This is a genomic window from Desulfonatronospira sp. MSAO_Bac3, assembly GCF_003838035.1.
Lineage (GTDB): Bacteria > Desulfobacterota > Desulfovibrionia > Desulfovibrionales > Desulfonatronovibrionaceae > Desulfonatronospira > Desulfonatronospira thiodismutans.
Genome location: NZ_QYZY01000077.1, coordinates 1 through 18,539 on the forward strand (window position 1 = coordinate 1; position 18,539 = coordinate 18,539).

An 18,539-nucleotide genomic window follows, 5' to 3' on the forward strand; every position below is an offset into this window, starting at 1 on the left:
ATGGCAAATTTTGTCTTGACTTGAGGCCGTTTTTTTTGTTTCACGTACTTGGCTTGCTTGCATTTACCGCCAATGAAGTGTAGAGGACTTGTCAGAATCACTGTCTGCAGGTTTTAAACAGGCAAGGTATAGTGTCGCGGGAACAACACCTGATTTTTTCTGTATAGTTTGTTTTTTATGGTTAAACCTTTGAAGGAGGAAGAAACTGATGACAAAAGCCGACCTGGTATCCAAAATGGCGGAAAAGGCCAGCCTGACCAAGGCAGATTCGGAAAAAGCCCTTAATGCTTTTCTGGATTCTGTTCAGGACACATTAGTCAAGGAAGGCAAGCTGACCCTGACCGGGTTCGGGACCTTTGCCGTGGAAGAACGCAAATCCCGCAATGGCCGCAACCCCCGTACCGGAGAAGAGATCAAAATTCCCGCCTGCAAGGTGGTCAAGTTCAGACCCGGCAAGATTCTCAAGGATGCAGTCAAATAAAAAATTTCGACACATTGTAGATAACAGGCTGCCAGCAAGGATTTACTAAAACAACTGCCTGCCATGCAGGATGGTTTTCAGGCTCCACAGAGGATGGCGGGTTCCCACCCTGGCCTGATAAGAGCACAAATCATGCTCAGTTTCGCCTGACTGCTGGGCCTGGGGCAGGCTGTTTAGAATCCTTTAAGAGTCTACAGTGTTTACTTGTAAAGAGAGGGCAAGAAATTGTCCTCTCTTTTTTCTTGCCAAGCAATCCAAACAGATTTATATTGTCTGTTGGTCCTAACAGGTCCGGAGGGTGTCACGCAGATGATCCGGAAGACCAGGGCCTTTTCAAGCTTTTTTTGAAGGAGGTGTTTTTTAAGTGCCTGGAGTTATCTTGGGAGAGAGCGATAATTTTGATTATGCCTTGCGCAAGTTCAAAAAGCAGGTGGAAAAGTCCGGCATTCTTTCGGAATTGAAGAAGCGGCAGCATTACGAAAAGCCCAGTATTCAGAAAAAGAAGAAAGAAGCTGCTGCCAGAAAGCGCCTGATGAAGAAAATGCGCAAGATGCAGATGATGTAGGACTTTAATCCTGGGATCTGCAGATAGTTGAATATGCAGGTCTGACAACATTTTTTTCCGGTATTTGGGATACAAAATTCTCGAAGTATTATTATAGATCCGCCGGGAAAGCTAATGTATTATCCGAGTCAGGCGTCAAGAATCCGCTTTTAGCTGGGTCTTAAAAATATTCAAGACTATCCGGATAGTTAACACTTTATTATTTCAGCCAAATTTCACGCCGGGGCGTGAGCAACCAGCCTCCCTGCATGGCAAATGTGGGGAGGCCTTATCAAATCCTTTCTTATGGAATCCAGGACCAACACCCTGCTGGAGTTTCCCAGAGTCCTTCAGTATTTAAGCCAGGAAGCTGTATCCAGCCCTGGACGTGACTTTTGTACCAGGATCCGTCCATTTACCGACCCCCACGAACTGGAAAAAGAGCAGGCCCTTCTGCACGAGGCCATTTCAGCCCTGCAGGAGTACGCCGTAGTTCTGGGTTCTTTTCCGGAGCTTGACCGGGTCCTCCCCCTTTTAAAAGACCAGGATGCGGTTCTGGATCTGGAAGGGCTGTGGGGGCTGCAGAGCTTCCTGGAGGCAGCAAATGCGCTTCAATCCTCCATGCAGGAAATTGATCCCCAGGGTTTTCCATCTCTTAGAGCCACCTGGGAGAATATCTCCTGGCCGGGCACTCTCTGGTCGGCCATGCACAGGTGCATCAGCCAGTCCGGGGAGATAAAGGATGACAGTTCACCAGAGCTGCAGGATGTTCGAGGCGAGATTCGCAACCTTCGGTCTCAATGCTCCAGAAAGGTGAACGAATCCTTGAGCCGGGAGAATTATTCCCACTACCTGCAGGACGAATACCTGACCATATCCTCGGATCGTTACGTCCTGGCCCTGAAGAGCAATTTCAAGGGCAAGGTGCAGGGCATCATCCATGATTATTCCCAGACCGGGGAAACCTGCTATTTTGAACCCATGTTCCTGGTGGATCTGAACAACCGCTTCCAGGAACTTCTGCAGCTGCAGGCCGAGGAAGAAAGAAAGGTCCGGGCCTACCTCACGGACCTGGCCAGAAGAAGCCTGGATGCTCTGCAGCAGGTCTATTCCTGGCTTATCCGCATGGATGTGCTGTGGGCCAGGGCCAGGATGGCCGGCCGCCTGCAGGGCAGGGTGCTCTCCCGGGAGGGCGAAGATAGCCTGGAGCTTAAAAACCTGCGCCATCCTCTGCTGGTGCTGGGTGGACACCATGTTGTGCCTGTAGATGTGAGCCTCAGACCAGGTCAGAAGGCTCTGGTCATTTCCGGGGGCAACGCCGGGGGCAAGACCGTATGCCTCAAAAGCCTCGGTCTGGCGGCTATTATGGCCCAGAGCGCCCTGCCCGTGCCTGTGGATGAGGGCAGCAGCGTACCTTTCTGGGACAAGATATTTGTTTCCATGGTTTCTCAGCAGGGAGTGGAGGAAAGTCTTAGCACCTTTACGGACCAGATAGAGCATTTCAGCAGGTTCTGGCCCGAGGTTGATTCCAGAACCCTGGTGATTCTGGACGAGTTCGGGGTGGGCACCGACCCGGCCCAGGGCGCGGCTCTGGCCCAGGCTGTTCTGGACGCCCTGCTGGATAAAGGGGCCTGGACAGCCACGGCCACCCATTTTCCGGCGCTTAAGGCCTATGCTCTGTCCCGGGAGGAGGTGCGTGCCTGCTCGGTACTTTTTGACCCGGAGACCAAAAGGCCGCTGTACAGGCTGGCCTATGACCAGGTGGGAGCCAGCCGGGCCCTGAAGGTGGCCCGGGAGCAGGGGCTTCCTGGGGAAATAATCGACCGGGCTCAGGAGTACCTGCTGCTGGAGGGCGAAGAACAAAACCGTCTTTTTGAACGGTTAAACCAGCTTGCAGCCCAAAGGGAGCAGGAGCTGGCCGGTCTGAAAGAAGAAAAGACCAGGCTTGCCCGCAAGCTGGAAAAAAAGCGTCAGGATCTGGCCCGGGACCAGGAAAGGCTCATGCAGGAACTCAAAGGTCAGGGCCAGGAAATCGTCAGAAAGTGGCAGGAGCAAAAGGTCGGGCGCAAAAAGGCCCTGAAGGAGCTGTCCCAGGTAAGGCGGGCAGCAGAAGAACTGGGCACCGGGGAAAAAGATGCCAGCGAGCCGGCCGGGCTTGGCCTTGAAGATATAAATATTCATGAGGCTTATTTCTACCCGGCCTGGAACCGTACCGGAACAGTCCGGGAAAAGGATGAGCGAAAAAAACAGGTCAAGATAGATTTCGGGGGCATATCCCTTTGGGTGAACCCGGCGGATCTCAAGCTGTCCCGAAAAAGCGCCGGTGCAAAACCATCTGCCGGCTATTCTTCGTCCACCGGTGGTGCACAGTCCATCAGGCTGGATATCCGGGGCAAGTACCGTGATGAAGCCCTGGAAGAACTGGAAAAGTACCTGGATCAGGCCATGCTGTCCGGCAGAAAGCAGGTGGAAGTCATTCACGGCAAGGGCACCGGGGCTTTGAAAAAAGCTGTGCGGCAGTACCTGCAAAGAAGCCCGGTTATCAAGGATTTCTCCCCCGGGGCATCGGAATCCGCTGATGACGGAGTGACCACTGTGGAACTGCCTTGATAGAAGCCAGAGGACAGGCGTCAGGGGTCCCCGGTGAAACACCCAAGAGGCTTGCCCGGTTAACCTTCTTCCAGTTAACTGGGGGACCCCGGTTTCACGGCGCAAGCAGAAGTCAGGGGGCAGGGGTCAGGGGTCGGAGACTAAAATCAAAAAAGCCTGAAAAGGCTGGTGCCGGCAGGGAGTAAACCAGATGTCCTTTATAGACCCCCGGGAAGTGGCTGAGATCAAGTCCAGGCTGTCCCTGGAGGATATCGTGGGCCGGTATGTGCAGCTAAAGACCGTGGGCGGACGACTCATGGGTCCGTGCCCTTTCCACCAGGAGACCAGGGCCTCTTTTTCCGTGACTCCGGACCAGGGCTTTTACTACTGCTTTGGGTGCCAGGCATCCGGCGACATTATCGAGTTTTTCAAAAACATAAACGGTCTGGATTTTAATGAAGCTGTCACCCAGCTGGCAGCCGAGGCCGGAGTAAAGCTTGCCAGGCAGGGAGGTTCCCCTGGACCTGCTTCTATGGGCCGTGCTTCAGTGTGCAGGGAGGTAAATTCCTGGAGCAATTCTTTTTTCGGGCAGCACCTGCAGGGAAGTAACGGTCAAAAGGCAAGGCTTTACTTAGAAAAAAGACAAATAAGTCAGGAAACAGCCAAAGCTTTCGGCCTGGGCTGGAGTCCTGATGGGTGGAATAACCTCAAATCATTTCTGGAGTCCAGGGGCTTTACCCCTGAAGACGGTGTAGAGGCCGGAGTCCTTAGCCGAAACGAGAGAGGCAGGATATATGATCGCTTCCGGGCCAGGTTGATTTTCCCCATTATTGCCCTGTCCGGTGCTGTGGTGGCCTTCGGGGGCCGGGTCATGGGCGATGATGAGCCCAAGTACTTAAACAGCAGTGAAAGCCCGATTTATACCAAGGGAGAGCATCTTTACGGGCTTTACCAGGCCCGTACGCATATCACCCGTTCCAGCCGGGTACTGCTCACCGAGGGATACCTGGATGTAATGGCCCTGCACCAGTATGGCTTTGAAAACAGCTGCGGGATTCTGGGCACAGCCCTGACCAGGGCCCAGGTGAAAAGGATGGCCGGGCTGGCCAGGGAAGTGGTGCTTATCTTCGATGGCGACGCTCCCGGGCAAAGTGCCGCGTTGAAAAGCGCGGAGATGATCCTGCAGGCCGGGCTTACCTGCCGGGTGCTTATCCTGCCCGAGGGAGAGGATGCTCACAGCCTGCTGGTTGCCAGGGGCAGGCAGGGGCTGGAGGATCTTTTGCAAAAGACCACAGACGGTCTTGATTTTTGTCTGAAGATGCTTAGCACAAATAAATCCCCCGGGGAAACAATGAAGTGGGTTGAAAATTTTATAACGCACTTCAAGGATCTGTCCTGGAGATCCTACTACATTCCCAGGGTGGCTCATGTCCTGGGGCTGACCGAGAAGGAGCTGCGGGAGAAGTTTACCCCTGCGGCGCAGAAAACCCCGGGTGATACCAGGGTCTGGAGCCAGCAGGGCAAGGGTGCGGAGCAAAGAGACCGCGAACTTCTTACCTTTGCGGTGTGTTTTCCCGAAGACCGGACCCGTCTTCAGAATAAAAACCTGGGCCTGGTTCTCACATCGCAGTGGGCCAGGCAGTTCTGGGACAAACTGCGGGTCATGCACCAGGATGACTTAAGCGCTCTGAATGAAGACGAAAGCGCTTTTTTTGTGCAGAGCAAAATGCAAAGAGCACAGCTGGAAAAAGAAAAGACGCGGATTCTGGCCCAGATAGAAGAGTTTATAGACCGGTGCATGACCAGGATGAGCACCCGGAATCTAAAAACAGCCCTTTCCAGGGCGCAGCAGAGCCAGGACCAGGACGAGGTCAGGCGTATCCTGCAGCTTTTGCAGAAAAGTTTCTAAGCTTCTTCCGTGACCCTGTGCGGAGAAAAAGGCCTTTTGGGGCAACCTTGCCGGTTGCTTTTTGTTACAAATTTTTCAGGTCAATATCTATCAGGCCATGCCTGAACTTTGATAAATTGGACCGCTTATTACGGGCGGTACAAAAACAGTCTGTTGAGGGAGCACTATGCGCAGCATAAAGGATGTTCAACAAATCAAGGCGTTGATTGCAGAAGGCAAGAAAAAGGGTTTTTTGACTTTTGACGAGATAAACAAGGCCCTGCCTTCAGATGTTACCACACCTGAGCAGGTGGAGGAAATAATTTCCATTTTTGATCAACTGGATATAGCCATTGTAGACGGCAAGGCAGGCAAGACCATATCTGTCTCCTCCGAGGACACCAACTCCCTGGCTGAAACCCTGGCCCTGAACCTGGACCGCCTGGAAGATACTGCCGAGGCGGTTTCCAGGAGCAATGACCCGGTGCGCACCTATCTGCGCGAAATGGGTGCAGTGGGCCTTCTGGACCGGGACGGTGAGGTGGTTATCGCCAAAAAGATCGAATCCGGGGAAATGGAAGTACTTTACTCCCTGGTGGAAGTCCCTGTGGCCATAGAAGAGCTTATCCAGGTGGGAGAGGATCTGAAAAAAGAAAAGATCAAGCTCAAGGACGTGGTCAAGACCATCGAAGAGGACGACCCCACAGAAGAAGAAATGAATCAACGCGAAAGGGTCATTGCTCTTCTGGAGGAGATAAAGCAGTGTTACAAGAAGCGCAGAAGTGTCTATGAAAAACTCAATGAATGCGCCCGCCTGGACCGCCGTGTTTACGGGCAGCAGAAAAAGATCCTGGACTACAAGTACGAGATCGTAGAGCATCTCAAGCATATCAAGCTGGAAAAGACGCTTATTGACTCCATAATCGAAAGGGTAAACGATTACGTGCGCCAGATGCACAACTGTCAGCGGGACCTGAGCGCCTATATTCTTTCCTTAGGCATGTCCCAGGATGAACTGCACAGCCTTTTGAACAAGCTGCACAACAGGGAAATCAATCCTGTGGCAGCCGCTGATCAACTGGGTATGACCGTGGACGAGCTTTTTTCCTTCAAGGAGCTTATTTATGGAAAAATGGAGATCCAGGAAAGGCTGCAGCAAAGATGCATGCATAATGTGCATGAACTTGAGGAAATCCTGTGGAGGATAAACAAGGGCAACGAGGAAGCTCTGCGGGCCAAGCAGGAGCTTATCCGGGCCAATCTGAGGCTGGTTGTAAGCATTGCCAAGAAATATACCAACCGCGGACTGCAGTTTCTGGACCTGATTCAGGAGGGTAATATCGGCCTGATGAAGGCGGTGGACAAGTTTGAGTACCAGCGCGGCTACAAGTTTTCCACCTATGCCACCTGGTGGATCAGGCAGGCCATTACCAGGGCCATCGCCGACCAGGCCCGGACCATCCGCATCCCTGTACACATGATCGAAACCATCAATAAACTGGTGCGTACCTCCAGGTACCTGGTCCAGGAACTGGGCCGGGATCCAAGCCCCGAGGAAATAGCCGAGCGCATGGATTATCCCCTGGAGAAGGTCAAAAAGGTACTCAAGATCGCCAAAGAGCCCATCTCCTTAGAGACCCCCATAGGAGACGAGGAAGATTCCAGCCTGGGAGATTTTATCGAGGACAAGAAGGCGGTGGCTCCGGCGGACGAGGTAGTGAACTCCAAGCTTTCGGAGCAGATTTCCAAGGTCCTGGCCGAACTTACCCCCAGGGAGGAGCAGGTGCTGCGTAAACGCTTCGGCATCGGGGAAAAGTCTGACCATACCCTGGAAGAAGTGGGCAAACTGTTCAATGTAACCAGAGAACGTATCCGTCAGATCGAGGCCAAGGCCCTGCGTAAACTCAGGCATCCGGTGCGCAGTTCTTCCCTTAAGACCTATTATGAGAGTTGATTTAAAGATTATGGGATTATGGGATTATGGGATTATGGGATTGAGGGATTGGGGGATTGAGGGATTGAGGTATTCAGGGATTCAGGGATTGAGGGATTCAGGGATTGGGGGATTATGGGATTCAGGAGCAGGGTGCAAGTGATGGGGCAGTAGTGGATTTAAGGACAGCGGATGGGAGGGGTTATGCGAGCACGGTGGAGGGCATGTGTTTACTGGCTGTTTATTGCAATTCTGCTTCCGGGTCTGGCTCAGGCCGGGGCGCAGAACAGGGAAGTCCGGGTTGCCTGGGTGCCGGACGGAGATACATTGATCCTGGAAGACCGGGAGGTTGTCCGGATAAAAGGTATGGATGCCCCGGAAACGGCCGGCAACGGGCGTCCTGACCAGTATTTTGCCCAGGAGGCCACTGAGAGGCTGGAAGAGCTGATCAAGGACAGGGTCATAACCCTGAAGACAGGACAGGTGCCGGAAGATCGATATGGCAGAACTCTGGCCCATGCATATTTGCCCTCTGGAGAAAACATAGGCCTCTTGCTGGTGCGCGAAGGCCTGGCCTTTTACTACCCGCACGAGGACCAGGACGAAAAGATTTCCAGGGATCTGCTCAGGGCTCAGCAAAGAGCCATTGACGAAAGTGCCGGGTTCTGGCCCGAAGTGCTTAATCAGCACCCTGAAGTGGAAACATGGGCGGGGAACAAGCGCAGCAAGCGTTTTCATCATCCAGGCTGCGGTTACGGGCAAAGAATATCCGAGCACAACCGCGAAGAGTTCGACACCCTGCGGGAGGCCTTTTACGCCGGGTATGCCCCATGCCGCAGATGCACTCCCTGGCCGGATGCAGACAGGTGACCCAGCAGCTGTTCAGGACCCGGAGCTGCAGGAAAGACATTTCGAGGCCGGATGAAAAATTGAAAACACTGTAAACGGATTTGACAGGAGTAAATCATGGATGACTGGGTAGAAGTAGCCAGGTTCGATTCGATGAGTGACGCAGTACACAAGGAAAAGGCCCGCATAGAAAATATGGCCTTAGACGTGGGGCTTATGCCGGAAAAGGTGGTCCAGGTGGAGGACAAGGGCAAGATTATTATTTCAGTCCACCCGGAATTCTATGACTATTACGGCCATGGGCAATAACCGGCAATTCAAGTTCTGTTTTGCATAACGTTTCCAAGTATTTGCATGTTTTGGAGCATTTGCGCCGTATAAGAAAATGCGGGGCTGCCCCCCTGCATTTTCTTTTCACCGCTCAAGCAGGTATAAAAGATGGTCCAGGGGCTGGATGAGCCGACCGTAAAGGCCTCCATATCCGGGAAAGGACCCGAAGAGTTCCAGTTTTTCCTGCTGCAGATCCAGGTCCGAGCTTGCTTCAGGGGACGAAGGAGCCAGAGACATGGCCAGGCGTTCTCTTGTGAGATAGGTTTTGAGCCTGGAAAGAAAAGAATCCAGGTGTCGGGCAAAGGACTCTTTTTCCCCCTTCCAGAATTCCTGTGCCTTGCGGCCGGGTCTTTGCCCCTGGGCGTGCCCGGCCATGGCGTACAGAAAATTCACCGGCGATCCCGGCACTCCCCTGCGCCACCCCAGAAGCCAGGGGGTGCGCCAGTAGAAAAGGAAATGGGCCCGGCCGAGCTCGATTATTTCCTCCAGACCCTGCCTGCATCGCATTAAGACATCATCTTCCCATACCGGCTCGATATTTTTGAGGTCCCAGCTGCTGACCCGGGTTTTGACTTCCCGGGGGATATTCCAGCCAAGCCAGGTAAAAAGAAGTTCACGCAGAAGCCTGTTGGCCTGCCTGGATTGAGGGGTCTCCAGGTGGGAATAGCTCAGGACGAACTCGCCTGAACCCATGGTGCCGTGCAGTATGCATGGTTCGCTGCGGAGCAGGCCAGGGTCCAGATTGATGCCGTAGACCTTTTCCCACTTGCATATGTCTGCCTGCTTCAGGTCGCTGTAGGGCAAATCGGCCGTCCAGAAGTCCTGGTCCGGTTCCAGGTATTCTGCCAGGGCCCTGACCCCGTCTGATGCATTGTCCCCGGGCTCAAACTGGGAGGGCCACCATACCGGCAGGCAGATGTCCCGGCGGCTTTCTTTCCAGTGGGGCAGGCGTACCCTGCAGCGGACATGCCCGCTGAAATTGGGCAGCCTGTCCTGCATGGGTTTTCTGGACCAGTGGCACAGGTCCAGGCAGGGAGAACCCGAAGCAGAGCTTAATCCCAGGCCGGCCCCTCCGCAGATGCCCAGGTATTTCCCCCCGGCGGAAATATAATCCCTGATGCTGGTCATCCCTGCCAGGCCCAGGCTGTCCGCCTTGAGTCTGGCCCATCCCCCGGGCACCAGCAGACCGGCCGGGGGGCGGGTGCTTAAAATTTCACCGCGGATGTCCTGTGAGCTGACAATTCGGGCCGGGATTTCCAGATCCTTAAGGGCCCTCCAGAGCATCAGCCCCCAGAGGTGGGACTCGTCCCAGAGCATGTAAAAAATGTTTTCATGCCTGAACATGGATCATCTATAACATTAAACCTGCTGAAAAGACAAATACAACCGGGCTGCAAACATTTTTCATCCGCCCTGGCGCAGGCAGAAAAGGGCAACAGTGGAGCGCAGGTTGGGCCAGATATTTACCTTCCTGTTCTGTACCAGATAGTTCAGCTGCAAAAAACGCCGGCTTACAATCTCCACCTGCATCTCCCGGCATAATTCCTGGAAATCCTTGATGGTGGCCAGCCTGATTTCCGGGGATTCGTACCATTTGTAGGGCAGAGTCTGGTTTACGGGTAAGCGGCCGGTAAGCAGAAGGTGCAGCCTGATACGCCAGTGGGCGAAGTTGGGAAATGTAACCACTGCCCTGTGCCCGATGCGCAGGGCCTGCTGAAGCAGGGCCAAGGGGTTTTTCACCGTGAGCAGGACCTGGTTTAAAATTACCAGGTCGAAGCAGTCCCCCAGAAAATCATTGAGCCCCTCCTCCAGGTCGGCCTGAATTACGGACAGGCCCTGGGCCAGGCAATCGGCCACATGTTCGGAGTTGAGCTCTATGCCCTGTTCCCGGACCTGTTTTTCCTCTTTTAGTTTCTTTAAAAGCTCTCCCCGGCCGCAGCCTAGATCCAGGACACGTTCACCGGTACCGGCAAGCTCCATAATGTATGGGTCCAGCTCCCTGTCCCGGTGCAGGCTCCTTTTCCAGTCAAAACGAACTTTGTCATCACTTGCCTGCACGTCTGTCCTCCCTTTCCAGTCTGGTGAGATAACCCGATACCACGTCCCCCATGCGGTTGCCGGGGAGCAGGAAGGCGTCGTGTCCCTGGTCGCTGCCGATATTGCAGTAGGATACGTTTTTGTCAGCCTGGCGCAGGCCCTTGACCAGTTCCTGAGACTGGGACGGGGGAAAGAGCCAGTCACTGGTGAATGAAATCACCAGAAATGAGCTTTTGCAGGGTTCAAAGGCGTTTTTCAGGCTGCCGTAGTCCAGGTGCAGATCGAAATAGTCCATGGCCCGGGTGATATAGAGGTAGGTGTTGGCGTCAAAGCGCTTGACAAAGGTGCTGCCCTGGTGATGCAGGTAGCTTTCCACCTGAAAATCCGCACCCAGCTTGAACCCGCGCTCTGTACCATCGATCATGCGCCGGGAAAACTTGCGCAGCATGGCGTTTTCCGAAAGATAAGTGATGTGCGCGATCATCCTGGCCAGGGCCAGGCCGCTTTCCGGCTGCTGATCCGGCTTGTACAGCCCGTAATTCCAGGAAGGGTCGCTCATGATGGCCTGTCTGGCCACTTCGTTGAAGGCTATGGCCTGCGGGGACATACGGGCGGTGGCGGCTATGGGTATGGCTCCCAGGACCATTTCGGGATAGCTTATGGGCCATTGCAAAGCCTGCATTCCGCCAAGGGAACCGCCGATAACCGCCAGCAGTCTGTGTATTCCCAGGTAGTCCACAAGCCATTTCTGGACCTGGACCATGTCCCGGACAGTGTAAAAGGGAAAGTTCAGGCCATACGGCCTGCCTGTGGCCGGGTCTATGTCAGCCGGGCCGGTGGTGCCCTTGCAGCCCCCCAGAAAGTTGCTGCAGATTATAAAGTAACGGTCTGTATCCAAAGGTTTTCCCGGTCCAATGAGCATCTCCCACCAGCCGGGCTTCTCACCTGGTTTACCGGTGTGATAGCCTGCAGCATGGGCATCTCCGGACAGGGCGTGGCAGACCAGGATGGCGTTGTCCTTTTGCGGGGAAAGCCGGCCGTAGGTTTCATAGGCCACTGTAACCGGGTGCAGAGTTTTGCCGGACTCCAGCTGCAGAACCCACTCCGCCCCCCTGAAGGTGACGCTTTGGGTCTCAACCAGGCCTACGCTGGAATCAGGTATTTCGCTTCCCCGGCTCATGAACGCTCCTGTAAACTGTCTGCAGATTTAAGCCTGTGTTTTCAGTTGAAAGTATCTGCCGCCGATTATTGAAAAAATTCGACAGCTGTCAGCCAAAGTAAACATGATTACGGATGAAGGCAACATTATGCACTCAGGGGGTATAGTCAACTGTGTATGGACTGCAAATAGTTTTTGCAGGTACGAGGACAATTTATTAGAATACAAAGGCCTGGCCGAAAAATCAAATCTATCCTGGCCCTGGTCCGGCAGGCCTGTCATGCCCGGGATTTAATCCAACATGCAGGTTGTGGACCGGGAAGATTTTGCAATTTTAGCTAAAAAAGGTTATCTATTTGGCAGATGAGCAAAAAAACGACATATTCTGCAAAGAACAAGCAACTGTCAAGAATTATGCTATGCGGGCAAAAGGTCCTTGCGGCGCAAAAACCAGAGGTTCAAAGCATATAAGGAGGCAATTGTCATGTCCCGAAAAGACTGGAAAACGGAGACCATCTCTTTGCATGGCGGGCATACCCCTGATGTGGCCACCCGCAGCCGGGCGGTGCCCATATATCAGAGTACCAGTTTTGTTTTTTCCGACAGCCAGGATGCGGCTTCCCTGTTCAGCCTGAAGCCCGAAGTGTGGGCACCCAGGCTCAACCTGGACACAGAAGGCCTGAGGCCGGATGATTTCGCACCGGAAGCCACTGGAAATATCTATACCAGGATCATGAACCCCACCACTGATGTCCTGGAGAAAAGAATGGCCCTCCTGGAAGGCGGAGTGGGGGCGGTGGCCACCAGCTCGGGCTCCTCGGCCATTACCTACGCCGTGATGAACATCTGCGAAAGCGGAGATCACATTGTTTCCTCCTCCAGTCTTTACGGTGGCACTTACAACCTGTTTCGCCATACCCTGCCCCGCTACGGAATAAGCACCACCTTTGTGGATGCAACCTCGCCGCAGTCCTTTGCAGATGCCGTAACTGACAAGACTAAGTGCATGTTTGTAGAGACTGTGGGCAATCCCGGCCTGGACACCCCGGATCTGGCAGAACTGGCTGCAACCGCCCACCGGGCCGGGGTGCCGCTTATAGTGGACAATACCGTACCTACTCCTGTACTATGTAGGCCTTTTGAGTCCGGAGCGGATATAGTGGTGCATTCCTTGACCAAGTTCTGCGGCGGACACGGCAATTCCATAGGCGGGGTCATAGTGGACAGCGGCAACTTCGACTGGAAAGCCCCGGACAGGTTTTACATGCTCACACAGCCTGATCCCTCCTACGGCGGTGTGGTCTGGTCCGAGGCAGTGGGCAGGGCCGCTTATATCATCCGGGCCAGAACCGTTCTGCTTCGCGATACAGGTGCCTGCATTTCGCCTTTCAACAGTTTTTTGATCCTGCAGGGCATAGAAACCCTGGCCATGCGCATGGAAAGGCACAGCCAGAATGCCAGGGCCACAGCACGGTATTTAAAAGATCACCCTGCTGTATCCTGGGTCCTGTACCCGGGACTGGATAACCACCCCACCCATGAGCAGGCACGCCGTTATCTGCAGGGAGGTTTCGGAGCTCTGGTGGGATTCGGGATCAAGGGCGGCCTGGAGGCAGGCCGCAGGTTCATAGACAGGCTCAAGCTTTTCAGCCACCTGGCCAATATCGGTGATGCCCGCAGCCTGGCCATTCACCCGGCATCCACCACTCATGCCCAGCTCACAGAAGAAGAGCAGAAAAGCGCCGGAGTAAGCCCGGATTTTATCCGGTTGTCCATAGGCCTGGAGCATATAGATGACATCCTGGCCGACCTGGAGCAGGCTCTGGGATAGCCTGGGGCATAGGGCATGGGGCATGGAGCATGGGGCTTGGGGAAGAAGAGGGGGAAGGCATTGGAGACTGGCTGATAAACGGCAAACATTTTATAAAGGTTTAAAATGTAATGGTTACAGTGGAATGCATTACGGATCTGCTTACTCCTGAAGGAGACAGCCGGATCCGGGAACTGGTCCTGGAAGAAAAGCCGGTGGGCGTGGTCTTGAACGATGAACCTGTGGGCACGGCCATGGTCATGGCCAGGGATCTGGAAGAACTGGCTGTGGGCTACCTCTTCGGGCAGGGACTCATTGAGCCCGGGGACAAAATATTCGACATAGAGGTCTGCGAGCAGGGCCGCATCAATGTGTACGCAGAGGTAACCCCCAGGCCGGATGACGAGATGATCACCACTTCTGGATGCGGGGGCACGGGCAAAATAGCCAGGAGGCTTCTGCACGAGGATTATCCGGAACCTGCAGACTTCTGTATCTCTTTTCATGAGGTGGCAGAGCTTATCAAAAGAACTCTTGCCTGGTCATCTCTGTCCCAGGACACCCATTGCGTGCACGGTTGCGGCTACTACAGTGAGGGTGCTTTTCAGGTATGCTACGAAGATGTGGGCAGGCACAATGCGGTGGACAAGCTCATGGGGGCTATTCTGCTGGGGCGGTTTTCCCCTGGGGGAGCGGCTTATACCACGGGCAGGCTGACCTCGGACATGGTGCTCAAATGCGCCCGCATGGGCATACCTGTGGTGCTGTCCCGGACCGCGCCTTCCTCGCTGGGACTGGATATCGCCCGCAGGTCGGGCCTTACACTGGGGTGCTACGTACGCCCGGGCCGGGTGAATGTCTTCAATGCTCCGCACAGGATTGTGCGGGAAGGCCTGTCCGACAAGTCTGACGTGTCGGACAGGTCTGACAAGTCTGACGTGTCTGACAGGTCTGACAAGTCTGACGTGTCGGACAGGTCGAACAGGTCAGACAGATCGGACAGGTAGGACAAGTCTGACAGGTCAGACGAGTCCGACAGCTATGGCTGACTTTACAGCCGGTTGATTACTGCTGCTCCACCCAGAAAATGCGCCATGACCCTGCCCTGCAGGGTCTGTCCCAGGCAGGGGGTATTCCTGCCTTTGGAGAGCATGGTCTCCGGACCGGGGACCCACTGTTTTTCGGGGTCCACCAGGATGAAGTCCGCCGGGTCGCCGGGGGCGAAGCTGCATACTGGCAGGCGGAAGATTTCCCCCGGGTTGGAGGCCATAAGCCTGACCAGGTCCTGAGTCTCCAGGACACCCTGGCGCACAAGATCCAGCATAAGGGACAAGGAGGTGTCCAGTCCGGAGATGCCATTGGGTGCATCGGCAAAGGGGACCTCTTTTTCAAAGTCCGCATGCGGGGCGTGATCCGAGGCGACTGCGTCAATGATATTTTCCCGAACCGCCTGGCGCAGGGCCAGGACATCGTCCCGGGTGCGCAGAGGCGGGTTGACCCTGGCCAGGGTATTGTAGCCGCTCACCAGTTCCTCGCTCCAGTGCAGGTAGTGGGGACAGGTCTCGGCGCTTACGGGAATGGATTTCCGCCTGGCCTGATAAATGAGCTCCACAGAGGAGGCACAGCTTATGTGGGCCAGGTGTATGGGGGTGTTCAGGTAGGCCGCCAGCAGTATGTCCCGGCTGACCTGCAGGCTTTCGGCCACGTCGGGGATGCCTTTCAGGCCTAAGTAATCGGACATTCTGCCCTCGTTCATGACCCCTCCGGAGCTCAGGAAGCTGTCCTCGCAGTGGTCGATGACCTTGAGATCCAGATCCGAGGCGTATTCCACTGCCCTGCGAAAGAGTTCGTTGTCCTGTACCGGGAGGCCGTCGTTGGAGAAGGCCCTGCATCCGGCCTGCGCGAGCTCGGCCAGGGGAGCCAGATCCCTGCCCTTGAGCCCTCTGGTCAGGGCGCCTACAGGATGTAGAAAGGGGCCGACGGGATGATGCTCGCGGGCTTTTTGCAGCATATGTCCGGTAATGCCGGCGTTGTCGTTTACCGGGTCTGTATTGGCCATGGCCAGGACACGTCCGAAGCCTCCTGATGCTGCTGCAGACAGTCCAGAGGAGATGTCTTCCTTGTATTCCAGGCCGGGATCGCGCAGGTGGACGTGGACATCAATAAGCGAGGGCAGTATATGGCAGCCCCGGGCATCAAGTTCCCGGTCTTTGTCGGCGCTGCCCGGGTCCTTGAGCCCGCCTGGAACAAATTCCTGCACCAGGCCCTCATGCAGAAACAGGGTGCCTGCGGTGCCGTTTAGTACTGCATTGCTGATGCGGGTGTAAGCCATGGGTTTTATTCCTCCGTTATTTCCTGATCAGGCTTGCTCCTGGCCAGGTACAGGTAGAGAAGGGCCATGCGTACGGCCACGCCGGAGCCGACCTGCTCCAGGATAAGGCTGTCTGCGCAGTCGGCCAGGCCCGAGGAAATTTCCACCCCGCGGTTTATGGGGCCGGGATGCATGATTTTTACACCTGGAGCTGCCTTTTGCACATGTCCCGGCTGCAGGCAGAAGCGCGATGAGTATTCGCGAAGGTCCGGCAAAAGCCCGGCCTCCTGGCGCTCCAGCTGCAGGCGCAGGCTGATGATGGCGTCCATGCCCCGGCAGGCCTTGTCCAGGCTTGAGTACACCTCCACCGGCCAGTTGTGGATTCCCCTGGGAAGCAGGGTACGGGGGGCACAGACCCTTATGCGGCAGCCGAGCATGCTCAAGAGCTGCACATCGGACCTGGCCACCCGGCTGTGGGCTATATCTCCCAGAATGAGAATCTTTTTGTCCTGGAAGTCCTGCCAGTGCTGAAAAAGGGTGAATCCGTCCAGCAGGGCCTGGGTGGGATGGGCGTGCCAGCCGTCACCTGCGTTGAGAACGCTGCAGTCCAGGTGGGAGGCGATAAAACCTGCTGCTCCGCTAAGGGAATGCCTGAGGACTATGGCGTCGGGGTTCATGGCCTGCAGGGTAAGCACCGTATCTTTGAGGCCTTCGCCTTTGCTCAGGCTGCTGCCTGTGGCTGCCAGGGAAAAGCTGTCCGCGGACAGGCGCTTGGCGGCCATATCAAAGGATGTCTTGGTCCGGGTGGAAGGCTCGGCAAAAAAGAGGACCACGCTTTTGCCCTTGAGTATGGGCACCTTTTTTATGCTGCGGGAATTTATCTCCATGAACCTGGCGGAGGTATCGAAAATATGCCTGACCTCGTCAGGAGAGAGGGATTCAATATCCAGCAGGTCCTTGTGTATCCAGTTCATGGGGCACCTGAGAATTTTGGCGGTTTGATGGATAATGACCGTAAAAACGGCGTGGGATAGGGTCCTGTGTCAGAACCGGAAAAATATTAGCCCATTTGCCATTATTGTGCAAGGAAACATCTCAAGCCTATCAAAAGAAGATATAACGCGGAAGCAGGCTTAAAAAGGCTGCTGCAGAAAAAGATAACCGTTTTTTTGAGAATAGCCGGTATAAAGTTAGTTTCCGGCTCTTTTTTAGTTACAAAAAAATATGGAAGATTATGATCAAGGTATACGCTCACAGTCTGGGGTGTCCCAAGAATATGGTGGATACGGAAAATATTCTTAGCGGGCTCAAGGAACACTACTTTGCAGTGGACAGACCTTTTGAAGCTGACGTGGTTCTGATAAATACCTGCGCCTTTATCCGCCCGGCAGTGGAAGAGTCCCTGGAAACAATTTTTTCGGCGGCCCAGGATGTAAAGGGCTTAAGTCAAAGGCCGCTTCTGGTGGTAACGGGTTGTCTTGTGTCCAGGTATGGAACGGGTCTTGGCCGGGAAATCCCGGAGGCGGACATGTTTGTGCCCATAGCCAGGCAGGCTGAGCTGCCGGGCAAAATACTTTACAGGCTGGGCCGCAAGGTTGAGGCAGAAGCGCCGGGTGTAAGGCATGGACCTTTTAAAAGCTTTGCTTATGTCAAGATCAGCGAAGGATGCAACAACCGCTGTGCATTCTGCACCATTCCTTCCATCAGGGGCAAACTCCGGTCAAGGCCTGAGCATGAGGTAATCCAGGAGGCCGGACACCTCATTGACCAGGGGGCCGGTGAACTGGTGCTGGTATCCCAGGACAGCACGGCCTACGGGCGCGATCTTGGATGCAGGCGGGGACTTTCCGGCCTGGCTGAAAAGCTTGCAGGGCTTGAAGGGCTTTTAAGGCTAAGGATTATGTATCTGTACCCTTCCGGCCTGGACCAGGGGCTCCTGGCCAGGCTGGCTGAGCTGGGTCCTCCTTTTGTGCCCTATTTTGACGTACCCCTGCAGCACGCCCATCCGGAACTACTTAAAAAAATGGGACGTCCCTTCCAGCAGGACCCCATGGAGGTGATCCGGCGTATCAGAAATTATTTTCCCGGGGCCGCCATCAGGACAACTTTGATCACCGGCTATCCCGGCGAAGAAGAAAGGCATTTCCGGGAACTGCTGGAATTTGTCCGCCAGGCCCGGGTGCAGCACCTGGGTGTATTTCCCTTTTACCCGGAGGAAGGAACCAGGGCAGCTGGTTTTCCAGGGCAGATCCCGGATGAGGTGAAAAATGAGCGGCAAAGGCTCATCATGCAGGAGCAAAAAAGGGTCAGCCGGGAATATTTGAAGGGTTTTCCAGGAGAAAGTCTGGACATACTTGTGGACGATCCTCATCCGGAATGGCCGGGACTCTATACCGGCCGGGCCTGGTTTCAGGCCCCTGAGGTGGACGGCCTGACCTACATAAGCGGACCCGGCGTTGGGCCGGGTAAAATGGTGCGCGCAGAGATCACGGCAAGCCATGACTATGACCTGGAAGCCCTGGCTTAAGGGACAGGTACAAAACAAATTGTCTGAAAATTAATAAAAGGGCATTATTTTTATTGTCAATAGCTCTTTGATCTGCTAATC

At 54.7% G+C, this 18,539-nt stretch carries 15 protein-coding genes; 10 read left to right on the plus strand and 5 right to left on the minus strand.

The genetic code is table 11. From position 1 onward, the window contains the following. Positions 1-208 precede the first annotated feature (208 nt). From D5S03_RS02760 to D5S03_RS02790, 7 genes are all read left to right on the plus strand, one after another. Positions 209-481 (plus strand): HU family DNA-binding protein, encoded by a 273-nt coding sequence (locus D5S03_RS02760; protein WP_008870345.1) that lies wholly within the window; start codon positions 209-211, stop codon positions 479-481. Between the two features lie 364 nt (positions 482-845). Continuing rightward, complete coding sequence (gene rpsU, locus D5S03_RS02765) at positions 846-1,046, plus strand: 30S ribosomal protein S21 (protein WP_008870346.1); 201 nt, start codon at positions 846-848, stop codon at positions 1,044-1,046. A 255-nt stretch (positions 1,047-1,301) separates the two neighbouring features. After that, positions 1,302-3,635 carry an endonuclease MutS2 gene (locus D5S03_RS02770; protein ID WP_287042612.1) on the plus strand — a complete coding sequence of 778 codons (2,334 nt, stop codon included), beginning with the start codon at positions 1,302-1,304 and terminating at the stop codon, positions 3,633-3,635. A gap of 190 nt (positions 3,636-3,825) precedes the next feature. Continuing rightward, positions 3,826-5,523, plus strand: coding sequence for a DNA primase (gene dnaG, locus D5S03_RS02775; protein ID WP_287042613.1), 1,698 nt, complete (start codon positions 3,826-3,828; stop codon positions 5,521-5,523). Positions 5,524-5,689: 166 nt separating this feature from the next. Continuing rightward, complete coding sequence (gene rpoD / locus D5S03_RS02780) at positions 5,690-7,456, plus strand: RNA polymerase sigma factor RpoD (RefSeq protein WP_008870349.1); 1,767 nt, start codon at positions 5,690-5,692, stop codon at positions 7,454-7,456. Positions 7,457-7,639: 183 nt separating this feature from the next. Beyond that, positions 7,640-8,305: a thermonuclease family protein gene (locus D5S03_RS02785; protein ID WP_008870350.1), complete on the plus strand. Its 666-nt coding sequence runs from the start codon at positions 7,640-7,642 to the stop codon at positions 8,303-8,305. A gap of 96 nt (positions 8,306-8,401) precedes the next feature. Next, positions 8,402-8,593 (plus strand): hypothetical protein, encoded by a 192-nt coding sequence (locus tag D5S03_RS02790; RefSeq protein ID WP_008870351.1) that lies wholly within the window; start codon positions 8,402-8,404, stop codon positions 8,591-8,593. Positions 8,594-8,698: 105 nt separating this feature from the next. Here the strand turns inward: D5S03_RS02790 and D5S03_RS02795 are convergent, their stop codons facing one another. The 3 genes from D5S03_RS02795 to metX are packed head-to-tail and all read right to left on the minus strand — an operon-like array spanning position 8,699 to position 11,831. Then, positions 8,699-9,958: a BPL-N domain-containing protein gene (locus D5S03_RS02795; RefSeq protein WP_287042614.1), complete on the minus strand. Its 1,260-nt coding sequence runs from the start codon at positions 9,956-9,958 to the stop codon at positions 8,699-8,701. A 60-nt stretch (positions 9,959-10,018) separates the two neighbouring features. Next, a complete protein-coding gene (metW, locus tag D5S03_RS02800; protein ID WP_008870353.1) occupies positions 10,019-10,672 on the minus strand; it encodes a methionine biosynthesis protein MetW in 654 nt (217 codons plus the stop codon). Next, positions 10,659-11,831, minus strand: coding sequence for a homoserine O-acetyltransferase MetX (gene metX / locus D5S03_RS02805; RefSeq protein WP_287042615.1), 1,173 nt, complete (start codon positions 11,829-11,831; stop codon positions 10,659-10,661). Before metX ends, metW begins: the two co-directional genes overlap by 14 nt. A gap of 463 nt (positions 11,832-12,294) precedes the next feature. On the opposite strand from metX, the gene D5S03_RS02810 reads away from it, so the two are divergent. After that, on the plus strand, positions 12,295-13,641 hold the full coding sequence (locus D5S03_RS02810; protein ID WP_008870355.1) for an O-acetylhomoserine aminocarboxypropyltransferase/cysteine synthase family protein: 1,347 nt from the start codon (positions 12,295-12,297) through the stop codon (positions 13,639-13,641). A gap of 110 nt (positions 13,642-13,751) precedes the next feature. Beyond that, positions 13,752-14,627 carry a formate dehydrogenase accessory sulfurtransferase FdhD gene (fdhD, locus tag D5S03_RS02815; protein ID WP_287042616.1) on the plus strand — a complete coding sequence of 292 codons (876 nt, stop codon included), beginning with the start codon at positions 13,752-13,754 and terminating at the stop codon, positions 14,625-14,627. Between the two features lie 44 nt (positions 14,628-14,671). On the opposite strand, the gene D5S03_RS02820 is transcribed toward fdhD, so the two are convergent. Beyond that, complete coding sequence (locus D5S03_RS02820) at positions 14,672-15,952, minus strand: dihydroorotase (RefSeq protein ID WP_287042617.1); 1,281 nt, start codon at positions 15,950-15,952, stop codon at positions 14,672-14,674. Between the two features lie 5 nt (positions 15,953-15,957). Beyond that, entirely contained in the window at positions 15,958-16,905 is a 948-nt protein-coding gene (locus D5S03_RS02825; protein ID WP_008870359.1) for an aspartate carbamoyltransferase catalytic subunit, read from the minus strand. A 260-nt stretch (positions 16,906-17,165) separates the two neighbouring features. Between D5S03_RS02825 and rimO the strand changes: the two genes are divergently transcribed. Further along, entirely contained in the window at positions 17,166-18,458 is a 1,293-nt protein-coding gene (gene rimO / locus D5S03_RS02830; protein WP_287042618.1) for a 30S ribosomal protein S12 methylthiotransferase RimO, read from the plus strand. Positions 18,459-18,539 lie beyond the last annotated feature (81 nt).